An 18,454-nucleotide genomic window follows, 5' to 3' on the forward strand; every position below is an offset into this window, starting at 1 on the left:
GAATTCATTTTGGGTCATTCCGTGAATCTCATGGATTCGTTCTCCGGGGTGGCCTGGACCATGAGTGTTGGCATCTGCGCGCTCGCGCTCTTGCTGACGGCCTGCGGCGGACCAGTGGATTCCGAGGGGATGCTGCGCTTCGGCATCGCCAACTCGGCGCGCAATCTGGACCCGCGCCATGCGACCGATGCAACCTCCGAACGCGTCAATCATCTGCTCTATCGCGCGCTGGTCGATTTTGACGATAGCGGGCGGCCTGTGCCTGGTTTGGCGAGCTGGGAGCAGCTTTCTGATCGGCGTTATCGCTTCGTGCTGGGCCAGGACGGACGGGACTTCTCCGATGGCAGCCGGCTGAATGCCCGCGATGTGGCGGCGACATATCGCTCCCTGGTCGATCCCGCCACCGGCTCGCCGCATGGCGCGCAACTGGCGCTGATCGACGATATCCAGGTGCTGGATAACGACCGGCTGGAGTTCCTGCTGAGCCGGGCTGATCCCTTGTTCCCATCCTATCTCGGGCTCGGCATTCTGCCCGCGGATGCACTCGCCGCCGGCCGGGACTTCGCGCGCGAACCGCTCGGGAGCGGCCCCTTCGTGCTGCATGACTGGCCAGAAAGCGGTCGCTTGATCCTGGAGCGCCGCCGCGACGGCCAGCGTGTCGAGCTGGTCACGGTAAAAGATCCGAGCGTGCGGGTGATGAAGCTGCTGCGCGGAGAGGTCGACCTGCTGCAGAACGATCTGCCACCGGAGCTCGTCGCCTATCTGCGCCGGCAGCCGAGCGTGGTGGTGGAGACGCGCCTCGGGGTGAATTTTTCCTATCTGGGCTTCAACCTGGAGGACCCGCTGCTCAGCCAGCGAAAACTGCGCATGGCAATTGCCTATGCCATCGATCGCGAAGCGATTCTCAAGTATTTATTTCATGACCTGGGGCGCACGGCGCAGGCCCTGCTGCCGCCCGAGCACTGGGCCGGCGCGCCGGATCTCAAGGCCTATCGCCATGACCCGGAGCGCGCGCGGGAACTGCTTGCCGGTTTCGGCTACGGACCCGAGCACCCCTTGCAGCTGACCTACAAGACCTCAAGCGACCCCTTCCGGCTGCGGGTGGCGAGCGTGCTGCAGGCGCAGCTTGAAGAAGTAGGCATCGTGCTTCGCATCCGCAGCTACGACTGGGGCACCTTCTTTGGCGACATCAAGTCAGGGCGCTTCCAGCTCTATAGCCTCACCTGGGTTGGGGTACGTGGGCCGGATATCTTCCGCTATGTGTTTCACAGTGATTCCGTGCCGCCGCATGGCGCCAATCGCGGTCGCTTTCGCGATGCGCGGGTCGATGACTTGATCGATCGCGCTGGCGTCACCGAGGATGTGGGAGAACAAGTCGCACTCTATCGCGAGCTGCAAGCGCTGCTGTTGCACGAGCTGCCCTATGTGCCGCTGTGGTACGAGGACCAGGTCCTCGCCCGGCGCGCGGAGGTGAGCGGCTACCGGCTGGCAGCGGATGGTGACTACGACGGGCTTGAGATGGTGACGATCGGCCGTTCTGTGGGGCCAGGAACTACGAACGGCAGAAGTGTCACAGATGCCGCAGCCAGTCGGCAATCACCGCCTTGATCAGGTCCGGGCATTCCTCCTGCGGGACATGTCCGCATTCGGGCAGCACGGCGAATTCGGCGTTGGGCATAGTCCTGGCCACGCGGGCGCTGTCGGCCATTTTGACCACGCGGTCCTCGGAGCCGGAAATGATCAGCGTGGGCTGTGTGATTTGCGCGAGTCCCTCGCTCACGGTGACCGGGTCGAGCAGGGAGCGGTTCATCAGCGCGCCCCAGGCAAGATCCCAGCCGGGGGCCCAGGTATGGCTGGTGGCGAGTTCGCGGCGCTCCTCGGTAATGCGCTCCGGATCGAAATAGGACAGCTTGAGCAGCGGCATGCCGCCGCCCAGGTAGCGCCCGAGCATGAGGCTGATGCGCTTCATTTGTGGGGTGCCGACGAGCCAGGCCGGGAAAGTCGGGCGGTTGGCGTAGACCCAGGGGTCGATCAGGATAAGACCCGACACGCGCTCGGGCGCCTGCAACGCGACATCCAAGGCCAGTGTGCCGCCGGACGAATTACCAACCAGGATCGCCCTTGGCATCTCAAGCGCGTCCATCAGCGCGAGCAGCTGCTCCACAGCGGAGGCTTTGGCGTAGGGGTTGTTCGTTTCCAGGTCCGCTGGCAGCGGCTTTTCGCTCAGGCCGTAGGGGAGTTGATCATAGGCGATGGTGCGCCCTTCCCGAGCGAAGAACTTGAACAGCGGCCCCCAGGTTGACAGATTGAAGGTAAATCCGTGCAACAGCAGGAAATCCTGACTGCCGATGGGTTCGATGGCGTCGTCGCGCGGGTCGCTTGAGTCGCGATAGTGGATGCGCAGCCCCGGGCTGCCGCTGACCGGAATGGTGACGAAAGAATGCGTTGCCGCGGCCGGATCGACCCTTGTCGGCGACTTTTCCGGGGCTTGGTTCGGGTTGATGAACAGCGGCCCAACAAGAGCGATCAGCACGAGCGCGAAAGCCAGCACCAGAAGTGCGCCTAAGAGAAAACGCCACATACCCAAGATTACCTGAGTTGAAATGTGCCCATTCTATCGCGTTTGCAGATTACATTTCTGCGTCCGTAACAAGGGTGCCAGAGGAATTCTTCCAGCGTGACTGGAGAAATTGCCTCTTTGTTGCGGATTGCGTGCAGCGATCAGGATGGAGTCGTGTGTGTTGCACCGGAGATTTCGCGCGGCGGGCGGCGCGCCCAGAAGGCAGCCAGGAGGGAACCGCTCAGGTTGTGCCAGATGGAGAAAATCGCACCGGGCAGGGCGGCTGCAGCGGAGAAGTACTGAGTGGCCAGCGCGACCGCGAGCCCGGAGTTTTGCATGCCGACTTCAATGGCCAGTGTGCGCGCGGTGCGTTCGTCGCGGGTGAGCCAGCGCGCAAGAGAATAGCCGCCGAGCAATCCCACGCTATTGTGCAGCATCACCGCCAGCATCAGGAGCAGGCCAGTCTGGGCGATCTGCGCCTGATTGAGTGCGACCACGATAGCGATGATGACCACAATCGCCAGCATGGAGATCAGCGGGAAGATGCTCTTGATGCGCGTCAGGTGCGGGCCAAGCCAGGTATTGACGGCGACGCCGATGGCAACGGGCGCCAGAACCACCTTCAGCATCGACAGCAGCATGGCCGCCGCTGGCACCGGTACCTGTTGTCCGGCGTAAGCGAGGGTGAGGGCAGGGGTGGCCACAATGGCGATGAGCGTCGAGATCGTGGTCAGGGTAATCGACAGGGCCACATCGCCGCGTGCCAGGTAACAGATCAGGTTGGATGCCGTGCCGCCCGGGCAGGCGCCGAGCAGCACCATGCCGGCGACCAGCTCCGGCGGAAATTGCAGGCCGGTGGCGATGGCCCAGGCAGCGAACGGCATGATCAGAAACTGCAACGCCAGGCCAAGACCGACTGCCGCGCGCCGCGACCAGACGGCGGCGAATTGCCTCCACTCAAGCGTAAGCCCCATGCCCAGCATGACCAGGCTGAGCAAGGGCACGATCAGCGGCTTGCCGGGCGTGAAAAACTGCGGTTGCCACCAGGCGAAAAAAGCACCCAGCAGTGCCCAGAGCGGGAAAAGGGTGGTGACGGACGTCATCATGAAAGGGGCTGTTGCGATTACAAAGTAAGTTTTCGGTTGTGGGTCCTTACCCGGCCCAACATAAATCGAAATCCCATGCGGTTCTCGCATGGCAAGGCGTTCGTCGAATCATGAGGTGATCTGTCTTTCCGCCTGTGCGTACTTCGATGCTGTCTGCGCGATCACCTCGGCTGGCAGCTCAGGGCCGGGTGGGCGCTTGTCCCAGCCGATGAACTCGAGATAATCGCGCACATATTGCTTGTCGAAGCTCGGCGGGCTGATCCCCGGGCGGTAGGCGTCGGCGGGCCAGAAGCGCGATGAATCCGGCGTCAGCACCTCGTCAATCAGATGCAGACGGTCTTGGCTGTCCAGGCCAAATTCAAATTTGGTATCGGCGATGATGATCCCGCGCGCGGCGGCATGGGCGGCAGCCTCGCGGTAGAGCCGCAGGCTGATGTCGCGCACTTTGGCGGCCAGGTCCGGCCCGAGCAGGCTTTCTGTCTGCGCGAAGGCGATGTTTTCATCATGGGCGCCGACCTCGGCTTTGGTTGCCGGGGTATAGATGGGCTCCGGCAGTTGCGCTGCCTGGACCAGTCCGGGAGGTAGGGTAATCCCACACACAGTGCCTTCGCGCTGGTAGTCTTTCCAGCCGGAGCCGATCAGATAGCCACGCACCACGGCCTCAACCGGCAGCGGGCGCAGTCGTCGCACCAGCATCGCGCGCGCGCCAATCTGAGCGCGCTGCTCGGGGTCTGGAATCAGCGCCTCGAGTGTTGGTGCATTGTCCTCTGGTGCTGGCAGTTGGTTGGGAATCAGGTGCGCGGTGCGCGCAAGCCAGAAGCGCGTGACCCGTGTGAGCACCTCGCCCTTGCCGGGAATGGGCTGGGGCAGCACCACGTCGAAGGCTGACAGGCGGTCGCTGGTGATAATCAGCAGCCAGTCGTCATCGACGGCATGGATATCACGCACTTTCCCTTGACCGATCAGTGGCAGATGGTCAATCTTTGATGCATACAAGGCTGTCATGCCGGCATGACCCTCAAGACTCTGTCCGAAATTGGGAGCGGCAGCCTATCACAGCCGCGCGGCACGAATCGGCACTGGAGCGGCGCCGCGACTGCGGATGCGCTAAGGTACGGGGAAAGAAACCAACCTGAGGCACAGACGGGATTTCGACTATGACCAGAACCGTGATTCACACCGATCAGGCACCGCAGGCCATTGGCACCTATTCTCAGGCCGTGCGCGCGGGCAATACCGTTTATCTTTCCGGACAGATCCCGCTTGATCCCGCGACCATGGAGCTGGTCCCTGGCGACATGGAGGCGCAGATTCGCCGCGTTTTCGAGAATCTGCTCGCGGTGGCCCAGGCGGCTGGTGGCAGTTTTCAGGATCTGGTCAAGCTGCATATCTTCCTGACTGATCTTGGCCATTTCCCGCTAGTCAATCAGGTCATGGCGGAATACTTTCAGGAACCCTACCCGGCGCGCGCGGCCATTGGCGTTGCTGCGCTGCCCAAGGGCGCTGGCGTTGAGATGGACGCCATCATGGTTCTGGATGAATGATGGGTTTTGTGGCCCAAAACCGAAAGTGCATTTGTGATTCCTTATAAGTCTGCTGCCGAGGAAATGAAGCGATGACCAAGCTGCGAGCGCGATTCCTGCTGCCACTTGCCTGCGCGGCTTTTGCGCTAGGAGGCTGTTCAACCCAGCAGACCAAGACCTTTGGGGCCGCTGCTGAGGATGCGGACACCGCACCGGGTGGGAGTTTGGGCGCGAGTTCAGGCGCGACGCGAGCCAGTTCGCCGACGACACCAGCGACGCCTTCCCGCTCCGAGCCGGTTGTGCGCCTGGCATCCTCTGCCAATAGGCCGCAGGCTGATGGGGATGTCTTCAAGGTCCCCGGCAGCAGCGCGCGGGTTTCCGCTTTTACCAAGGTTTCCACGGCAGGCGGTGTGCGTGGGGATTATGCCGGCAATGCGGCACTGCAGCGCTTTATCGCGCGCATGCAGGCGGAGGGTTTTGACGAGGCGGAGCTTGCACGACTGTTCTCTCAGGTCGAGCGTCAGCAGTGGATTATCGACTATATGCACCGCATCGCGCCGCGCCCAAGCAAACCCAGCGGGCCGAATGGTGCCTGGCTGCGCTATCGCGCGAAATTTCTCAAGGACTCGAACATCGCGGCGGGGGCCGACTTTTGGCGCCGTCACGCCATCACTCTGGCGCGCGCGGAGAAGCAATATGGCGTGCCGGCGGAGTATCTGGTCGCCATCATTGGTGTGGAAACCCGCTGGGGCGGCTATATGGGCTCGCACCGCACCATTGACGCGCTGACGACTCTGGCGTTCGATTATCCGCGCCGGTCGGAATTCTTCACCGATGAGTTGTCGCATTATCTGATCATGGCGCGCGATGAGAACTTCGATCCCTTGAGCCCGGTCGGCTCCTTCGCCGGGGCCATGGGGCTGGGGCAGTTCATGCCCTCGAGCTTCCGCCGCTATGCCGTCGACTTCGACGGCGATGGCCACCGCAACCTTTGGGACACCGAGGACGCCATTGGCAGTGTGGCCAATTATTTTGTCAGTCACGGCTGGCGTAGCGGTCAGCCGGTGACCGAGCGGGTGCAGGTCGCGCAAAGCGTGCCAGCGAGCATGGAGACCGGTTTTAACAGCAACTACCGTCCCGCCGCATTGACCGCGCTGGGGATCGATGCCGCGTCCCTGGCGAAAGGCCAGGAGCGCCTGAGCCTGCTGCAGCTCGACGTCGGCAGCGGTTACCAGTACTGGGTGGGATACGACAATTTCTATGTCATCACCCGCTACAACCACAGCTCCTTCTACGCCATGGCCGTGCACCAACTCGCGCAGGCCATCAAGGCGCGCCGAGGCGGGGCACCGCGCACTCTGATCACCGAGGAGATACCCAGACCGGACGCCCGTAGCTGAACTCCAGGGTAAATCTGCACGCGTGCCCGCGCAGCGTCCCTGGCTGAGTTACTGGCTAAGTCGCTGGCTGAGTTACTGGCCAGTCAGGGTGACGCAAAGACGCCGCTGATGCGCATGGGCGCGGTGCTCGTAGAGAAACACCCCTTGCCAGGTGCCAAGGCCGCAGCGTCCTTCGACGATGGGCAGGCTGAGGTCCATGTTGGTCAACACCGAGCGGATATGCGCCGGCATGTCGTCCGGCCCCTCGTCGGCATGACCGAACAAGGGATCGCCGTCTGGCACCAGTCGCGCCAAGAAGGCTTCCAGATCGCGGCCGACTTGCGGGTCGGCATTCTCGCAGATCAAAAGGGACGCACTGGTATGCTGCACAAAGACATGGCAGATGCCGATGCGGATACCGCTGTCGCGCACCATGTGCTTGATCTGGTCATCGACGCGGTAAAGCCCGCGCCCGTGCGTAGCGATCTTGAGCTGTTTTTGAGAGATCATTGGTGGATTCCTGTCGCTTCTTGAATTGTCAGCCAGCAATGACGTGGCCGCCGCCGGCGCAATTGCTATCGTGAAAAAAAACGCGTCGCCGCCCACCGATCTGACCTTGATGCCCGTCGAACAGCTGCGCGGGGCGGGACCACGGGTCAGCGAGCGTCTTGACCGTCTCGGCATTCGCAGTGTCGCGGACTTGCTGTTGCACCTGCCGCTGCGTTATCAGGACCGCACCCGCTTCTGCGCCATTAACCAGCTGCAAGCCGGCCAGGAGGTCTCGGTCCATGCGCGTATTCTAACGGCGGATATTCATCAGGGTCGCCGTCGCGCCCTGCTGGTGGCCCTGGCGGACCCTGAGCGCGATACGGGCGCGCGCCTGTGGCTGCGGTTCTTCCATTTCGGCCAGCCGCTGATGCGCCGCTTCGAGCCCGGCGCCGGCGTGAGTGTGTTTGGCGAGGTGCGCCCGGGTCCGAAGGGGCTGGAAATGATCCACCCGGAGTTGGAATTTCTTGCCGCTGATGAGACTGAGGATCAGCCATCCGCCGAGCTTGATCACGAAAGCGCCAGCACCGCGCTCGAAGCACCAGCGCTGGCCCTGACCCCGGTTTACCCCACCACCGAGGGGCTCAGCCAGGCCCTGTGGCGGTCCCTGATCGATCAGAGCCTTGCGCTGCTGCACGAGCAGCCCGAGTGCCTGCCGGCGCTGCTGCCGGAATCCCTGTTGCACCCGCGCGAGTTGCCCACGCTGACTGAGGCGCTGCGCCTGCTGCACCGCCCGTCGCCGGATACCGCCACGGATGAGCTGCTTGAGCGTCGCCACCCCGCCTTCCAGCGTCTTGCGCTTGAGGAGCTGATCGCGCAGCAGCTGGCGCTGCGGGTGTTTCGCGAGCAGCTGCGCGAGTCCGGTGCCAGTCCACTGCCTGGCACTGGGCAACTGGTCGCGGCGCTGCGTGCGCTGATTGGCTTTGAACTGACACAGGCGCAGGCGCGGGTGCTGGACGAGATTGCTGCAGACCTTGCCGCCCCGCGACCGATGCTGCGCCTGTTGCAGGGCGATGTCGGCTCCGGTAAGACCATTGTCGCGGCCATGGCCGCCGCGCAGGCGTTGGAGTCCAATGCGCAGGTGGCGCTGATGGCACCGACCGAGTTGCTAGCCGAGCAGCACTTGCGCAGCTTCAGGCGTTGGTTCGTCCCGCTCGGCTTCGAGCCGCTATGGCTGGCTGGGCGCCACAAGGGCGCCGAGCGCAACGCGATCTTGAACGCCTTGGCGAGCGATGCGGCCCCTTTGGTTGTCGGCACCCATGCCCTGTTTCAGGATGACGTGCACTTCGCCCGGCTCGGGCTCGTCATCATCGACGAGCAGCACCGCTTCGGCGTCCACCAGCGCTTGCGCCTGCGCGAGAAAGGCCAGCGCGACGGACGGCTGCCGCATCAGCTCATTATGACCGCGACGCCCATTCCGCGCTCGCTGGCCATGACTGCCTATGCCGACCTGGACCTATCGGTGATCGACGAGCTGCCACCTGGCCGCCAACCCGTGCAAACCATCGCCGTGCCCGATGCCCGCCGCGGCGAGGTCATGGCGCGTCTGCGCGCGGCCTGCGACAGCGGGCGCCAGGCGTACTGGGTCTGCACCCTGGTTGAGGAATCCGATGCGCTCCAATGCCAGGCCGCCGAGGATGCCGCGGCCGAGTTGGCGCGCGAGCTCCCCGCGCAGCGCATCGGTCTGGTGCACGGGCGCATGAAGCCCGCTGAGCGCGAGCCGGTGATGAGCGCCTTCGCCGCCGGCGAGTTGGACGTGCTGGTTGCCACCACCGTGATCGAGGTCGGCGTCGATGTGCCCAACGCGAGCCTGATGATCATCGAGAACCCCGAACGCCTGGGGCTTGCCCAACTCCATCAGCTGCGCGGCCGCGTTGGGCGCGGCCTCATCGAAAGCGTGTGTCTGCTGCTTTATCATCCACCGCTCACCAGCCAGGCCTTTGAGCGGCTCAAGCTACTGCGCGAGGAGCACAGCGGCTTTAAGATCGCCGACGCCGACCTGCGCCTGCGCGGTGCCGGGGAAGTGCTCGGCACCCGGCAGTCTGGCCACGCTCGTCTGCGCCTGGCCGACCCGCTGCGCGACCGCGAACTGGTCAGCCGCGCGCGCGAGCTCGCCGCGCTGCTGCACCGGCAACACCCCGAACTGGTGCCGCGGTTGATTGACCGGTGGGTGCCCCAGTCGCCGGATTTTGCCTCTTAGAAAGATGCTGTGTGCGAAAGATAATGTGTGCAAAAATGCACTGCTTCACGCCCAATGCCACTCGTTTATGGCAACCTGGCTGACAGGATTCATTTCAAGGAGTTGCAACCAAGCCAATGCTTCGCGTTTATCATTCCAATCGGCTTGAGCGTCTGCTTGATGCGCTGGCCGCTCGGGGCAGCGCGACGGCGCTGGACCCGTTCGAGCAAGAAGTCATTGTGGTGCCGAACCAGGGCATGGCGCGCTGGGTGTCGCAGCAGCTGGCGCTGCGCAGCGGGATCTCTGCGAACATCGAGTATCCGCTCCCAGCGACCTTCTTCTGGCGGGTGTTGAAGGCCTGGCTGCCGGATGCGCCGGAGCAGGAGGCCTATCAGCACGGAGCCTTGGCCTGGCGTATTTTTCGGCTTCTGCCTGGATTGATCAGCTCCCCGGCCTTTGCGGATTTGCAGCGCTATTTGAACGCTGAGAAGCTTGAGGCAGAAAGGCTGGGAGAGGACAGGCTTGAGGCAGAAAGGCCAAAGCCAGAAAAGCAGGGGCTAGAAAAGCCAAAGTCGGAAAAGCCAGTAGCGGAAACCTCCGACCTGCGCCGCTTTGAGCTGGCTTCGCAACTGGCGAGTCTGTTCGATGAGTATCTGATTTATCGCCATGACCTCTGCCTCAAGTTCGAGGACGGGGCAGGTGAGGACGACTGGCAGGCCATTCTCTGGCGCGCGGTTGCCGAAGGTATTGGCAGTGCCCATCGCGCGCGGCTGATGGCCGAGCTCGCGCAGGCGATCACTGCCGGCGCGCCGGCGGCGGATGCCTTGCCGCGGCAGGTCAGTTTCTTTGGCGTGGGCTCCCTGGCGCCGGTGCAGGTGCAGATGCTGGATGCCCTGGCCAAGCACAGGGAGGTGGCGCTCTACTACCTCAATCCCTGTCGCGAATACTGGGCCGATGTCGAGGACGAAAGCCGACTGGCGCGACGGCGCGCGCGGGCGCGGCGTGCTGGTCTGCCCGATCCGACCGGCATGCTGGATATCGGTAACCCCTTGCTTGCTTCCCTGGGGCATGCCGGGCAGGTGTTTCTCGATCAGCTCCTAGAGCTCGGCGGCGAGGATGCCGAGGACTTCATCGAGCCAGACGCCGCCACCCTGCTTGGCTGCCTGCAGCGGGACATGCTCCATCTTGCTGATCGCCGCGCCTTGGATGCCGCGAATCGCACCGAGCTAGAAGCCGATGATCTGTCCTTTCGCGTGCATGGCGCCCATGGCCCGCTGCGCGAGGTCCAGGTGCTGCATGACCGGCTGCTGGATCTGATCGACACACTGCCGGATCTCGAGCCCCGCGACATCATCGTGATGGCGCCGGATATCGAGCTCTATGCGCCCTATGTCGATGCGGTGTTCAGCACGGCGGAAGTGCCACTGCGCATCCCCTGGACTCTGGCTGATCGCAAGCCCGGTTCCGGGCAGTCGCTGGCCGAGGCAATCAAGTTGCTGCTGGCGCTGCAGTATTCCCGGCTGACCGCGAGCGAAATCCTCACCTTGATGGCGGTGCCAGCGTTGCAACGCCGCTTTGGCATCACCGAGCCGAGCCGCGAGCGCCTGGCGCAGTGGATCAGCGAGGCCGGCATTCGCTGGGGGCTGGACCAAGGCAACCGCTGCGAGCTGGGACTGCCCGCTGAGCGGCTGAATACCTGGGCGTTCGGGCTCGAGCGTCTGTTTCTCGGTTACGCCATGCCCCCCGAGTGGGCGGACACGCCCTACCAAGGGGTGCTGCCCTATGCCGATATCGACCCCGGCGAGGTCGATGTCCTGGGCGCGCTCCAGTCATTGATCGACGCGCTGAGCGAGTGGCGCGCCCGGCTGACCAGGCCGCGCACCGCAGAGCTTTGGGTGGCGGAAATGAACGCGCTGCTCGAGGCGTTTTTCGATCCGGCTGAGGACGATGAATTCGCGCTGCTCGATGCCGTGCGCGCGAGCATGGAGCAGATACTGATCGCGCAGCGCATCGCCGGCGTCGATGAGCGCATCAGCATCGACCTGGTCGGCTCGCTAATCAAGCAATCGCTGGACGAGCCTGCGGGCGCGCAAGGATTCCTGACCGGGCGGGTCACCTTCACCAACATGGTCCCGATGCGCTCGATTCCGCATCGGGTGGTGGCCATTCTGGGCATGGACGCCAACGCCTTTCCGCGTTCTCAGCGCTCCCTGTCGTTCGATCGCATCGCCAGCGAGCCGCGCCGTGGCGACCGCTCGCGCCGGCGCGACGATCGCTATTTGTTTCTCGAATGCCTGCTCGCCGCGCGCGATGCGGTGCACATCAGCTGGACCGCGCGCGGCGCCCGGGACAACAGCCCGCGCGCGCGCAGTGTCGTGGTCGATGAGGTGCTCGACTACATCGACGCCGCTTTTCGCATCGACGGTGCCGACAAGCCGCGCGACCGCATCGTCGTGCATCACCCCTTGCAGCCGTTCAGCCAGACGCATTTCGACGGCTCCCAGCCGCCGGTCGCGAGTCATTCCACCCGTTGGTGCGAGGCAGCGCGTGCCCTGGTCGGCGGCAGTGTCGCGCCCTTCATCGGCGACTCCTTGCCCGCGCCCGACCCATCGCAACGGCAGGTCGCGCTCAGCGCGCTGCTGCGCTTCCTGCGCGATCCCTCCGGCCATTTTCTGCGCGAGCGCCTGGGGCTGCGCCTGCCGCGTCTGGAAGATGCTCAATCCGACGAAGAGCCCTTCAGCGTCGGCACCGGCCTCGCGCGCTATGCCATTCGCGCCGAGCTGCTGGGGGCGCGCGCAACCGGGCACGAGGAGGCGGCGATTGTGCAAAGACTGCGGGCTACCGGTGCTCTCCCGCACGGTGCCTTTGGTGAGCAAGACGCCCTAGAGCAACTGGAGACAGTCGATGCGCTGATCGCGCGCCAACAGGTATTTCGCGGTCAGCCAGTGGAGCCGGTGGAGATCGACCTGTCAATCGGCGACTTCCGCCTGCAAGGGGAATTGCGCGACCTGACCGATGCCGGGCTGCTGCTGTCGCGCCCCGCCAAAATCAAGCCAAAAGACCGGCTCGCGGCCTGGGTGTGGCATCTGGCACTGTGCGCCGCGTCGCCCCAGGGTGTCGCGCTCAAGACCGCCTATGTCGCCGAGGATTTCACCCTGGTGCTGGAGGCCGTCGAAGAGCCGGTCTCGGCGCTCGCCGACCTGCTCGAACTTTATTGGGAAGGCTTGACCCGCCCCGTTCCCTTCTTTCCCGACACCAGCTTTGCTTGGTTCAATAAACAAACTGACGAGGCCGTTGCGGACAGCTGGGACGTTAACCGTTACACCCAGGCCGAGGGCAGTGGCCTGTCGGTGCGCATGGCGTTTCGGGGGCTTGATCCGCTGGCCGATCCCTTCAAGGACTATGCGATGCGGGTTTACGGGCCGATTGATGCCGTGGCGCAGCAAATCAAAGCCGGCCAGGAGAGCTGATGACCATGAATCAAGCAGACCCGCTGACCTTGCCCTTGACCGGGACCGTCCTGGTGGAGGCGAGCGCCGGCACCGGCAAGACCTTCACCATCGCCACCCTATACCTGCGGCTGCTGATTGAATCTCAGCGCAGTGTCGATCAGATCCTGGTGGTCACCTTCACCGAGGCGGCCACTCAGGAGCTGAAAGAACGGGTGCGCGGGCGCATCCTCGAGGCCCTGTCCTGGCTAGAAAAAACCGATCTGGACCCGCTGCAAGACAAGGACCCGGCACTCTATGCACTCCTGAGCAAGGCGAGCGACTGCGCCGAGGTGTCGCGTTTTCTGGTCGATCAACTTGCACGCATGGATGAGGCCGCGATTCACACCATCCACGGCTTCTGCAAACGCACCCTTGAGGCCTTCGCCTTCGAGTCCGGCATTACCTTCTCAACCGAATTCATGAGCGACGACGCCGAGTTGCGCCGCCAGGGCGCGGCGGACTTCTGGCGCGCGCGGGTGGCTACGGCACCGGCAGAGGAGGTCGGCTGGATTCGTGAACACTGGCCGGAAGGCCCTGACAGCCTGCTGCAAGACCTCGGCGGAACACTGGCCAGCGAGGATCTGGAGCTCATCCCCGAGGCGACCGAGGGGGGAGTTACGGAGGCCGAGGACGAATTCGCCCGGCTGCTGGGGGAATTTGAGCAAGCCTGGTCCGCGGGAAAGGACGCGGTAGCCGCCATTCTGGCGGACGGGACTGTGATCAAACACGCTTCCTACAACAAGAACATCCGCCAGGCCGCCATGGACGCTGGCGACCAGGTCGCGCAGCTTGACGCCCTTCCGGATAGCTTGCCCAAGCATTTCGAGCGATTGACACCGGCCATGCTAACCAAGCAGACCAAGTCCGGTGCCAAGACCCCAGGGCATCCGATATTCGAGTTATGCGAGCGGATTCAAACCCTGCATGCCGAAATCACGCGCCTGCCGCGCGCGCTCTTTTTGCGCCAGGCGCGCGAGGCGATTCGCGCGGCCATGGAGCGGGAAAAATCCCGGCTGCGCGCCATGTTCTTCGATGACCTGCTCAGCCGCCTCGATCGCGCTCTCGCCAGTCCCGGCGGCGCGGCCTTCGCCGAGCGCATTCGCGCCCGTCTGCCGGTGGCCCTGGTGGATGAGTTTCAGGACACCGACCCGGCCCAGGCGCGCATCTTTCGGGCCATCTACCAGGGCCAGCCGGAGAACTGCTTGCTGCTCTGCGGCGACCCCAAGCAGGCCATCTACGGGTTTCGCGGTGCCGATATTTTTGCCTACATGCGCGCCAAGCGCGACACGCCGCAGGAGATGCGCTTTACGCTTGGGACCAACTGGCGCTCGAGCAGCCGCATGGTGCGCGCCTTCAATCGGCTGTTTCTGGCGGTGCAGAATCCCTTCCTGTTCGACCCCGAGATCACCTACCAGGAGATTACCGCCAGTCCACGGGCAGACAAGGAACCGTTGCAGATTGAGGGCGTGGAACCGGTGCCGCTTGAGATTCGCCATCTGCGCATCACCGAGGACAATGAGACCAGCCGACCCAAGGGCTTGATTCGCTCCGGTGTGGCCAAAGCGGAGCTGGCCGCCTACTGCGCTGGGCGCGTCGCTGAGCTGCTCATCCTGGCCGATGCCGGCAAAGCCACCCTTGGCGAGCGCGCGCTCACCTCGGCGGACATTGCCGTGCTGGTGCGCTCGCGAGCGGAAGGCGAGCTGGTGCAGGAGGCGCTGCGCGCCTGTGGCGTCGGCAGCGTGAGCTTGAGCGAGGATTCGGTCTACGACTCCGAGGATGCCGAGGATATGGACCTGGTGCTCGGCGCCATGGCCGCGCCAGGCGACGAGCCGCTGCTGCGCGCTGCCCTGGCAACCGGCCTGATCGGCGTCGATGCCCCAACCCTGGCCGCGCTCGCCGAGCAGGAGGCCGAGTGGGAAGCTGTCATGGCGCGTTTCATGCACTATCGCGATCTGTGGGAGACGCGCGGCTTCATGGCCGCTTTCCAGGAGCTGCTGGACCGGGAAGGGGTTCCGCAACGTCTGCTGGCGCGTCCCGATGGCGAGCGGCGCATGACCAACGTGCTGCAGCTGGCCGAATTGCTACAGGTGGCGGCGCGCGAGCATCGCGGCATGGCCGCGCTGCTGACCTGGTTCCGGGCGCAACGCGCCGGCACCGCTGTAACGCGCGGCAGCTCGGAGGAGGATCAGCTCAGGCTCGAAAGCGACCGCGGTCTGGTGACCGTGATGACGTTGCACAAATCCAAGGGCCTGGAATTCCCCGTGGTGCTGATGCCTTTCGCCTGGTCCTATTACCAGGGAAGCAACAAGCGCAAGCCGCCGCCGGTGTTTCATGACCGCGACAGCGGCGACCTGCGCCTGGATCTGGGCTCGGCGGATATTGAGCGCAATCACGCGCTGGCCGAAGTCGAGGCACTGGCTGAGCAGCTGCGCCTGTTCTATGTCGGTGTCACCCGGGCGGCCAAGCTGTGCATCCTTGGCTGGGGCAAGGTCAATGGCGCCGACGGGTCGGGGCTCGCCTATCTGCTCCATCAGGATTCGACTTCGACCGCGACCAAGCCAAAGAACCGCCTAAAGAGTCTGGACGACGACGGCATCCGCGCCGATCTCGACCAACTGGCCAGCGCCGCGCCGAACTGCATCCTGATCGGCGATGTTGCACAAGCCACCGGCCTGCGCTGGCTGGGTGGGGCGACTGAGGCCGTCACGCTGGCCCCATCCGCATTGAAGGTCGCGGTGGAACAACAACCCCGCTGGCGCGTGTCGAGCTACTCCAGGCTGGTCGCTGGGCGTGATGCCGAGAAGCCTGACCACGATGCTGTCGAGACGCCGGCTGGGGAGTTGGTGGGGGAATTGGCGGTATTGGCCGATGCGCGCGCTGATCAGGCGGCAACCCCGGACCCGGTGTTTGCACTGCCTGCCGGTACGCGCTTCGGCGAGTTTGTTCACAAGTTGCTCGAAATCCTGGATTTCACGAGCGCTGATGACAACACCCTTGCGCCGCTCATCGCCAACCTGGCGGCGCGCTATGGGCCCTTGGGCCATCATGACGGCACCCCTGGCAAGGACTGGACAAGAGATCTCGCAACCCTGGTCCAGCGCGTGCTGGATACCCCGCTCGGCGACGCGGGCGCGCCCAAGCTGCGCGCCATCGCTTGCAAAGACCGTCTCGACGAGCTCGAATTCCACCTGCCGGTGTCGCTGCTGAGCCCCGCCGTTTTATCCACGGCTCTGGCCAGGGATGCGGCCTACACGGGGATCGCCGATGGCCTGACCTTTGCCGAAATGCGCGGGCTGCTGCGCGGCTTCATCGATCTGATCTTCCGCCACAAGGATCGCTATTACATCGTCGACTACAAGTCCAATCGTCTTGGATGGACGTTCGATGCCTATCGCCACGCCGGCATGGCGCAGGCCATCCGCGCGCATCGCTACGATCTGCAATACCTGCTCTACACCCTGGCGTTGCATCGCTACCTCAGTCAGCGCCTGCCGGACTATGACTACGACACGCATTTCGGCGGCGTGCGCTACCTGTTCCTGCGCGGCATGCATCCCGACCATGGGGCTACTACCGGCGTCTGGTCCGATCGTCCCGCTCGCGCGACCATCGAGCGCCTTGACCGTCTGTTCGCAACCGGCCAGAAGGAGGCAGCATGAGCCTGCAAACTCTGCGCACAGCCGTCGCGCGCGGTTCGCTGCGCCCCTTCGACCTGCAATTCGCGCAGCAACTAACACGGATATGGGAAAACGACGAGCCCGATTCTGATCCCAATCCCAATCCCGCTTCCAATCCACTGGTGCTGCTTGCCGCAGCGCTGGCCAGTCATCGCGCCGGGCAGGGGGATGTTTGTCTCTCGCTGCCCGATCATGCTGGCCAGCCAATTGGCGGCGGCACCGTTGGGAGCGATGTCGGTGTGAACGGTATTCCTGCTGGCGACCATCATGATGAGCATCATGGTGGGTTGAATAGCGGCGCTGTGGGGCGTGCCAATGGAAGGGGTGGCGATGAAGGTTTGGCAGCACCACCGCTTGAGGAATGGCTCGCCTGCCTGCGCGCGGCGCCCCTGATTGGACGCCCCGGTGAGCGCAAGCCGCTGATTCTCGACGACGCCGGGCGCCTCTACCTGGCGCGCTTCTGGTATCTGGAAGAACAGCTGGCTGACGCCCTGCGCGCTCGCCTCGGGCAATGGCGCGAGGATGTCGACCACGGCCGGCTGCGCGCGGGGCTCGAGCGTTTGTTTCCGCCGCCGGCGGCCGGGCAGATCGACTGGCAGCGTGTGGCGGCGGCGCTGGCCGTGCTAAGGCCAGTGTGCGTGATCTCTGGCGGGCCTGGGACCGGCAAGACTCGCACCGTGGCATCGGTGCTGGCGCTGCTGCAGGAGCAAGCCGGCACGCTGCCGCTGCGCATCGGCCTGGCGGCGCCGACCGGCAAAGCCGCGGCCCGCCTGAGCGAGTCCATCGCTGCCCAGAAAGGCGAGCTGGACATCGCTCCCGAGATCCGCGCCGCCATCCCTGAGGACGCGTTGACGTTGCATCGCCTGCTCGGTTACCGGCCCGGCCGGGCTTCGCCTCAGCGCGGCCCGGACAATCCGCTGCACCTCGATGTGCTGGTGGTCGATGAGGCCTCCATGGTGGATCTGTCGCTGATGAGTCGCACGCTCGCGGCCCTGGCGCCGGACGCACGGCTGATTCTGCTCGGGGATCGCAATCAGCTGTCCTCGGTTGCCGCCGGCATGGTCCTTGGCGATATCTGCGGGCGCGGGGCGAGCCTGAGCTATTCGCCGGCGCAACTGGAGGTGCTCGCAGAACTGGGGTGCGCCATCCCCGAGAGCGATCCAATGCGGCAAGCCCCCGAGCGCCAGGGTGGCCTGGCCGACCACATTGTCGAGTTGCGCAAGAGTTGGCGCTTTGATGACGCCAGCGGCATCGGCGCCCTGGCCACGGCCGTCAATGCCGGCGATGGCGCGCGCGCTGCTGCAGTCTTGCAGGACCCGGCTTTCCCCGACGTGGTGCGTCTCGATCGCGGCAGCGAGCCCCTCAAGCGGATGATGCGTGAGCAGCTCGCGCCCATCTTTCGCGAGGCCATCGCCGCCGCCGACCCGACCAAGGCACTGCAGGAGCTTAACCGTTTCCGCATCCTCACCGCCGTGCGCGAAGGCCCGCATGGCGTTAATCGTCTCAACACCCTGGCCGCCGACGTGCTGGAGTCAGCCGGCGCCATCGCGCGCAGCGGGAGCTTCTACCCCGGTCTGCCGTTGATGATCACCGCCAACGATCACGCCCAGCGCCTCTACAACGGCGACGTCGGCATCATCCTCCCCGACGCGGACGCCGATGGCGCCCTGCGCTTCTGGCTGCAGACCTCCGAGGGCGTGCGCCGTCTACTGCCGGCGCGCCTGCCGGCGCACGAGACCGTCTTCGCCATGACCATCCACAAAAGCCAGGGCAGCGAATTCGACAACGTCCTGCTCGTGCTGCCCGAAACCGACAGCCCCCTGCTCACCCGCGAGCTGCTCTACACCGGAATCACCCGCGCCAAAAAGCAGGCCGCGATCATGGCCGAGCCGAGCGAAATCACCTCCGCCTGCACCCGCCGTGTCGAGCGTGCAACCGGGCTGTTCGATGCGCTGTGGCAGCAGTGAGCCGCACCCGTCCAAGATAAACTTAC

11 protein-coding genes are annotated in these 18,454 nt (G+C 64.5%); 7 read left to right on the forward strand and 4 right to left on the reverse strand.

Features of this window, described 5'->3' with window-relative positions:
• Positions 1-30 precede the first annotated feature (30 nt).
• Entirely contained in the window at positions 31-1,608 is a 1,578-nt protein-coding gene (locus Thiosp_RS05280) for an ABC transporter substrate-binding protein (RefSeq protein ID WP_201065830.1), read from the forward strand.
• On the opposite strand, the gene Thiosp_RS05285 is transcribed toward Thiosp_RS05280, so the two are convergent.
• From Thiosp_RS05285 to Thiosp_RS05295, 3 genes are all read right to left on the reverse strand, one after another.
• Complete coding sequence (locus Thiosp_RS05285; RefSeq protein ID WP_201065828.1) at positions 1,571-2,581, reverse strand: alpha/beta fold hydrolase; 1,011 nt, start codon at positions 2,579-2,581, stop codon at positions 1,571-1,573. The genes Thiosp_RS05280 and Thiosp_RS05285 overlap by 38 nt on opposite strands.
• Before the next feature lie 140 nt (positions 2,582-2,721).
• The gene (locus Thiosp_RS05290; RefSeq protein WP_201065826.1) at positions 2,722-3,666 is read right to left on the reverse strand and encodes a bile acid:sodium symporter family protein; all 945 of its coding nucleotides are present in this window, start codon (positions 3,664-3,666) and stop codon (positions 2,722-2,724) included.
• Between the two features lie 108 nt (positions 3,667-3,774).
• Positions 3,775-4,671, reverse strand: a complete 897-nt coding sequence (locus tag Thiosp_RS05295; RefSeq protein ID WP_201065824.1) for a phosphoribosylaminoimidazolesuccinocarboxamide synthase — start codon at positions 4,669-4,671, stop codon at positions 3,775-3,777.
• A gap of 152 nt (positions 4,672-4,823) precedes the next feature.
• Between Thiosp_RS05295 and Thiosp_RS05300 the strand changes: the two genes are divergently transcribed.
• Together Thiosp_RS05300 and mltB are read left to right on the forward strand one after the other, a co-directional pair.
• Positions 4,824-5,210, forward strand: coding sequence for a RidA family protein (locus Thiosp_RS05300; RefSeq protein ID WP_201065822.1), 387 nt, complete (start codon positions 4,824-4,826; stop codon positions 5,208-5,210).
• A 71-nt stretch (positions 5,211-5,281) separates the two neighbouring features.
• Positions 5,282-6,589 carry a lytic murein transglycosylase B gene (mltB, locus tag Thiosp_RS05305; RefSeq protein WP_201065821.1) on the forward strand — a complete coding sequence of 436 codons (1,308 nt, stop codon included), beginning with the start codon at positions 5,282-5,284 and terminating at the stop codon, positions 6,587-6,589.
• A 72-nt stretch (positions 6,590-6,661) separates the two neighbouring features.
• Here mltB and Thiosp_RS05310 read toward each other — a convergent pair whose 3' ends face one another.
• On the reverse strand, positions 6,662-7,078 hold the full coding sequence (locus Thiosp_RS05310; RefSeq protein WP_201065820.1) for a secondary thiamine-phosphate synthase enzyme YjbQ: 417 nt from the start codon (positions 7,076-7,078) through the stop codon (positions 6,662-6,664).
• 109 nt (positions 7,079-7,187) lie between these two features.
• Between Thiosp_RS05310 and recG the strand changes: the two genes are divergently transcribed.
• From recG to recD, 4 genes are all read left to right on the forward strand, one after another.
• The gene (recG, locus tag Thiosp_RS05315; protein ID WP_242518469.1) at positions 7,188-9,314 is read left to right on the forward strand and encodes an ATP-dependent DNA helicase RecG; all 2,127 of its coding nucleotides are present in this window, start codon (positions 7,188-7,190) and stop codon (positions 9,312-9,314) included.
• A 116-nt stretch (positions 9,315-9,430) separates the two neighbouring features.
• Entirely contained in the window at positions 9,431-12,763 is a 3,333-nt protein-coding gene (gene recC / locus Thiosp_RS05320; RefSeq protein ID WP_201065819.1) for an exodeoxyribonuclease V subunit gamma, read from the forward strand.
• 5 nt (positions 12,764-12,768) lie between these two features.
• The gene (gene recB, locus Thiosp_RS05325; RefSeq protein ID WP_201065818.1) at positions 12,769-16,443 is read left to right on the forward strand and encodes an exodeoxyribonuclease V subunit beta; all 3,675 of its coding nucleotides are present in this window, start codon (positions 12,769-12,771) and stop codon (positions 16,441-16,443) included.
• On the forward strand, positions 16,440-18,428 hold the full coding sequence (gene recD / locus Thiosp_RS05330) for an exodeoxyribonuclease V subunit alpha (protein WP_201065817.1): 1,989 nt from the start codon (positions 16,440-16,442) through the stop codon (positions 18,426-18,428). Before recB ends, recD begins: the two co-directional genes overlap by 4 nt.
• Positions 18,429-18,454: the final 26 nt, after the last annotated feature.

Source organism: Thiorhodovibrio litoralis (genome assembly GCF_033954455.1).
GTDB lineage: Bacteria > Pseudomonadota > Gammaproteobacteria > Chromatiales > Chromatiaceae > Thiorhodovibrio > Thiorhodovibrio litoralis.

Coding starts and splice junctions, on each gene's coding strand:
- Thiosp_RS05280 (WP_201065830.1), top strand. CDS start 31: ATGGATTCGTTCTCCGGGGTGGCCTGGACCATGAGTGTTGGCATCTGC.
- Thiosp_RS05285 (WP_201065828.1), bottom strand. CDS start 2,581: ATGTGGCGTTTTCTCTTAGGCGCACTTCTGGTGCTGGCTTTCGCGCTC.
- Thiosp_RS05290 (WP_201065826.1), bottom strand. CDS start 3,666: ATGATGACGTCCGTCACCACCCTTTTCCCGCTCTGGGCACTGCTGGGT.
- Thiosp_RS05295 (WP_201065824.1), bottom strand. CDS start 4,671: ATGACAGCCTTGTATGCATCAAAGATTGACCATCTGCCACTGATCGGT.
- Thiosp_RS05300 (WP_201065822.1), top strand. CDS start 4,824: ATGACCAGAACCGTGATTCACACCGATCAGGCACCGCAGGCCATTGGC.
- mltB (WP_201065821.1), top strand. CDS start 5,282: ATGACCAAGCTGCGAGCGCGATTCCTGCTGCCACTTGCCTGCGCGGCT.
- Thiosp_RS05310 (WP_201065820.1), bottom strand. CDS start 7,078: ATGATCTCTCAAAAACAGCTCAAGATCGCTACGCACGGGCGCGGGCTT.
- recG (WP_242518469.1), top strand. CDS start 7,188: ATGCCCGTCGAACAGCTGCGCGGGGCGGGACCACGGGTCAGCGAGCGT.
- recC (WP_201065819.1), top strand. CDS start 9,431: ATGCTTCGCGTTTATCATTCCAATCGGCTTGAGCGTCTGCTTGATGCG.
- recB (WP_201065818.1), top strand. CDS start 12,769: ATGAATCAAGCAGACCCGCTGACCTTGCCCTTGACCGGGACCGTCCTG.
- recD (WP_201065817.1), top strand. CDS start 16,440: ATGAGCCTGCAAACTCTGCGCACAGCCGTCGCGCGCGGTTCGCTGCGC.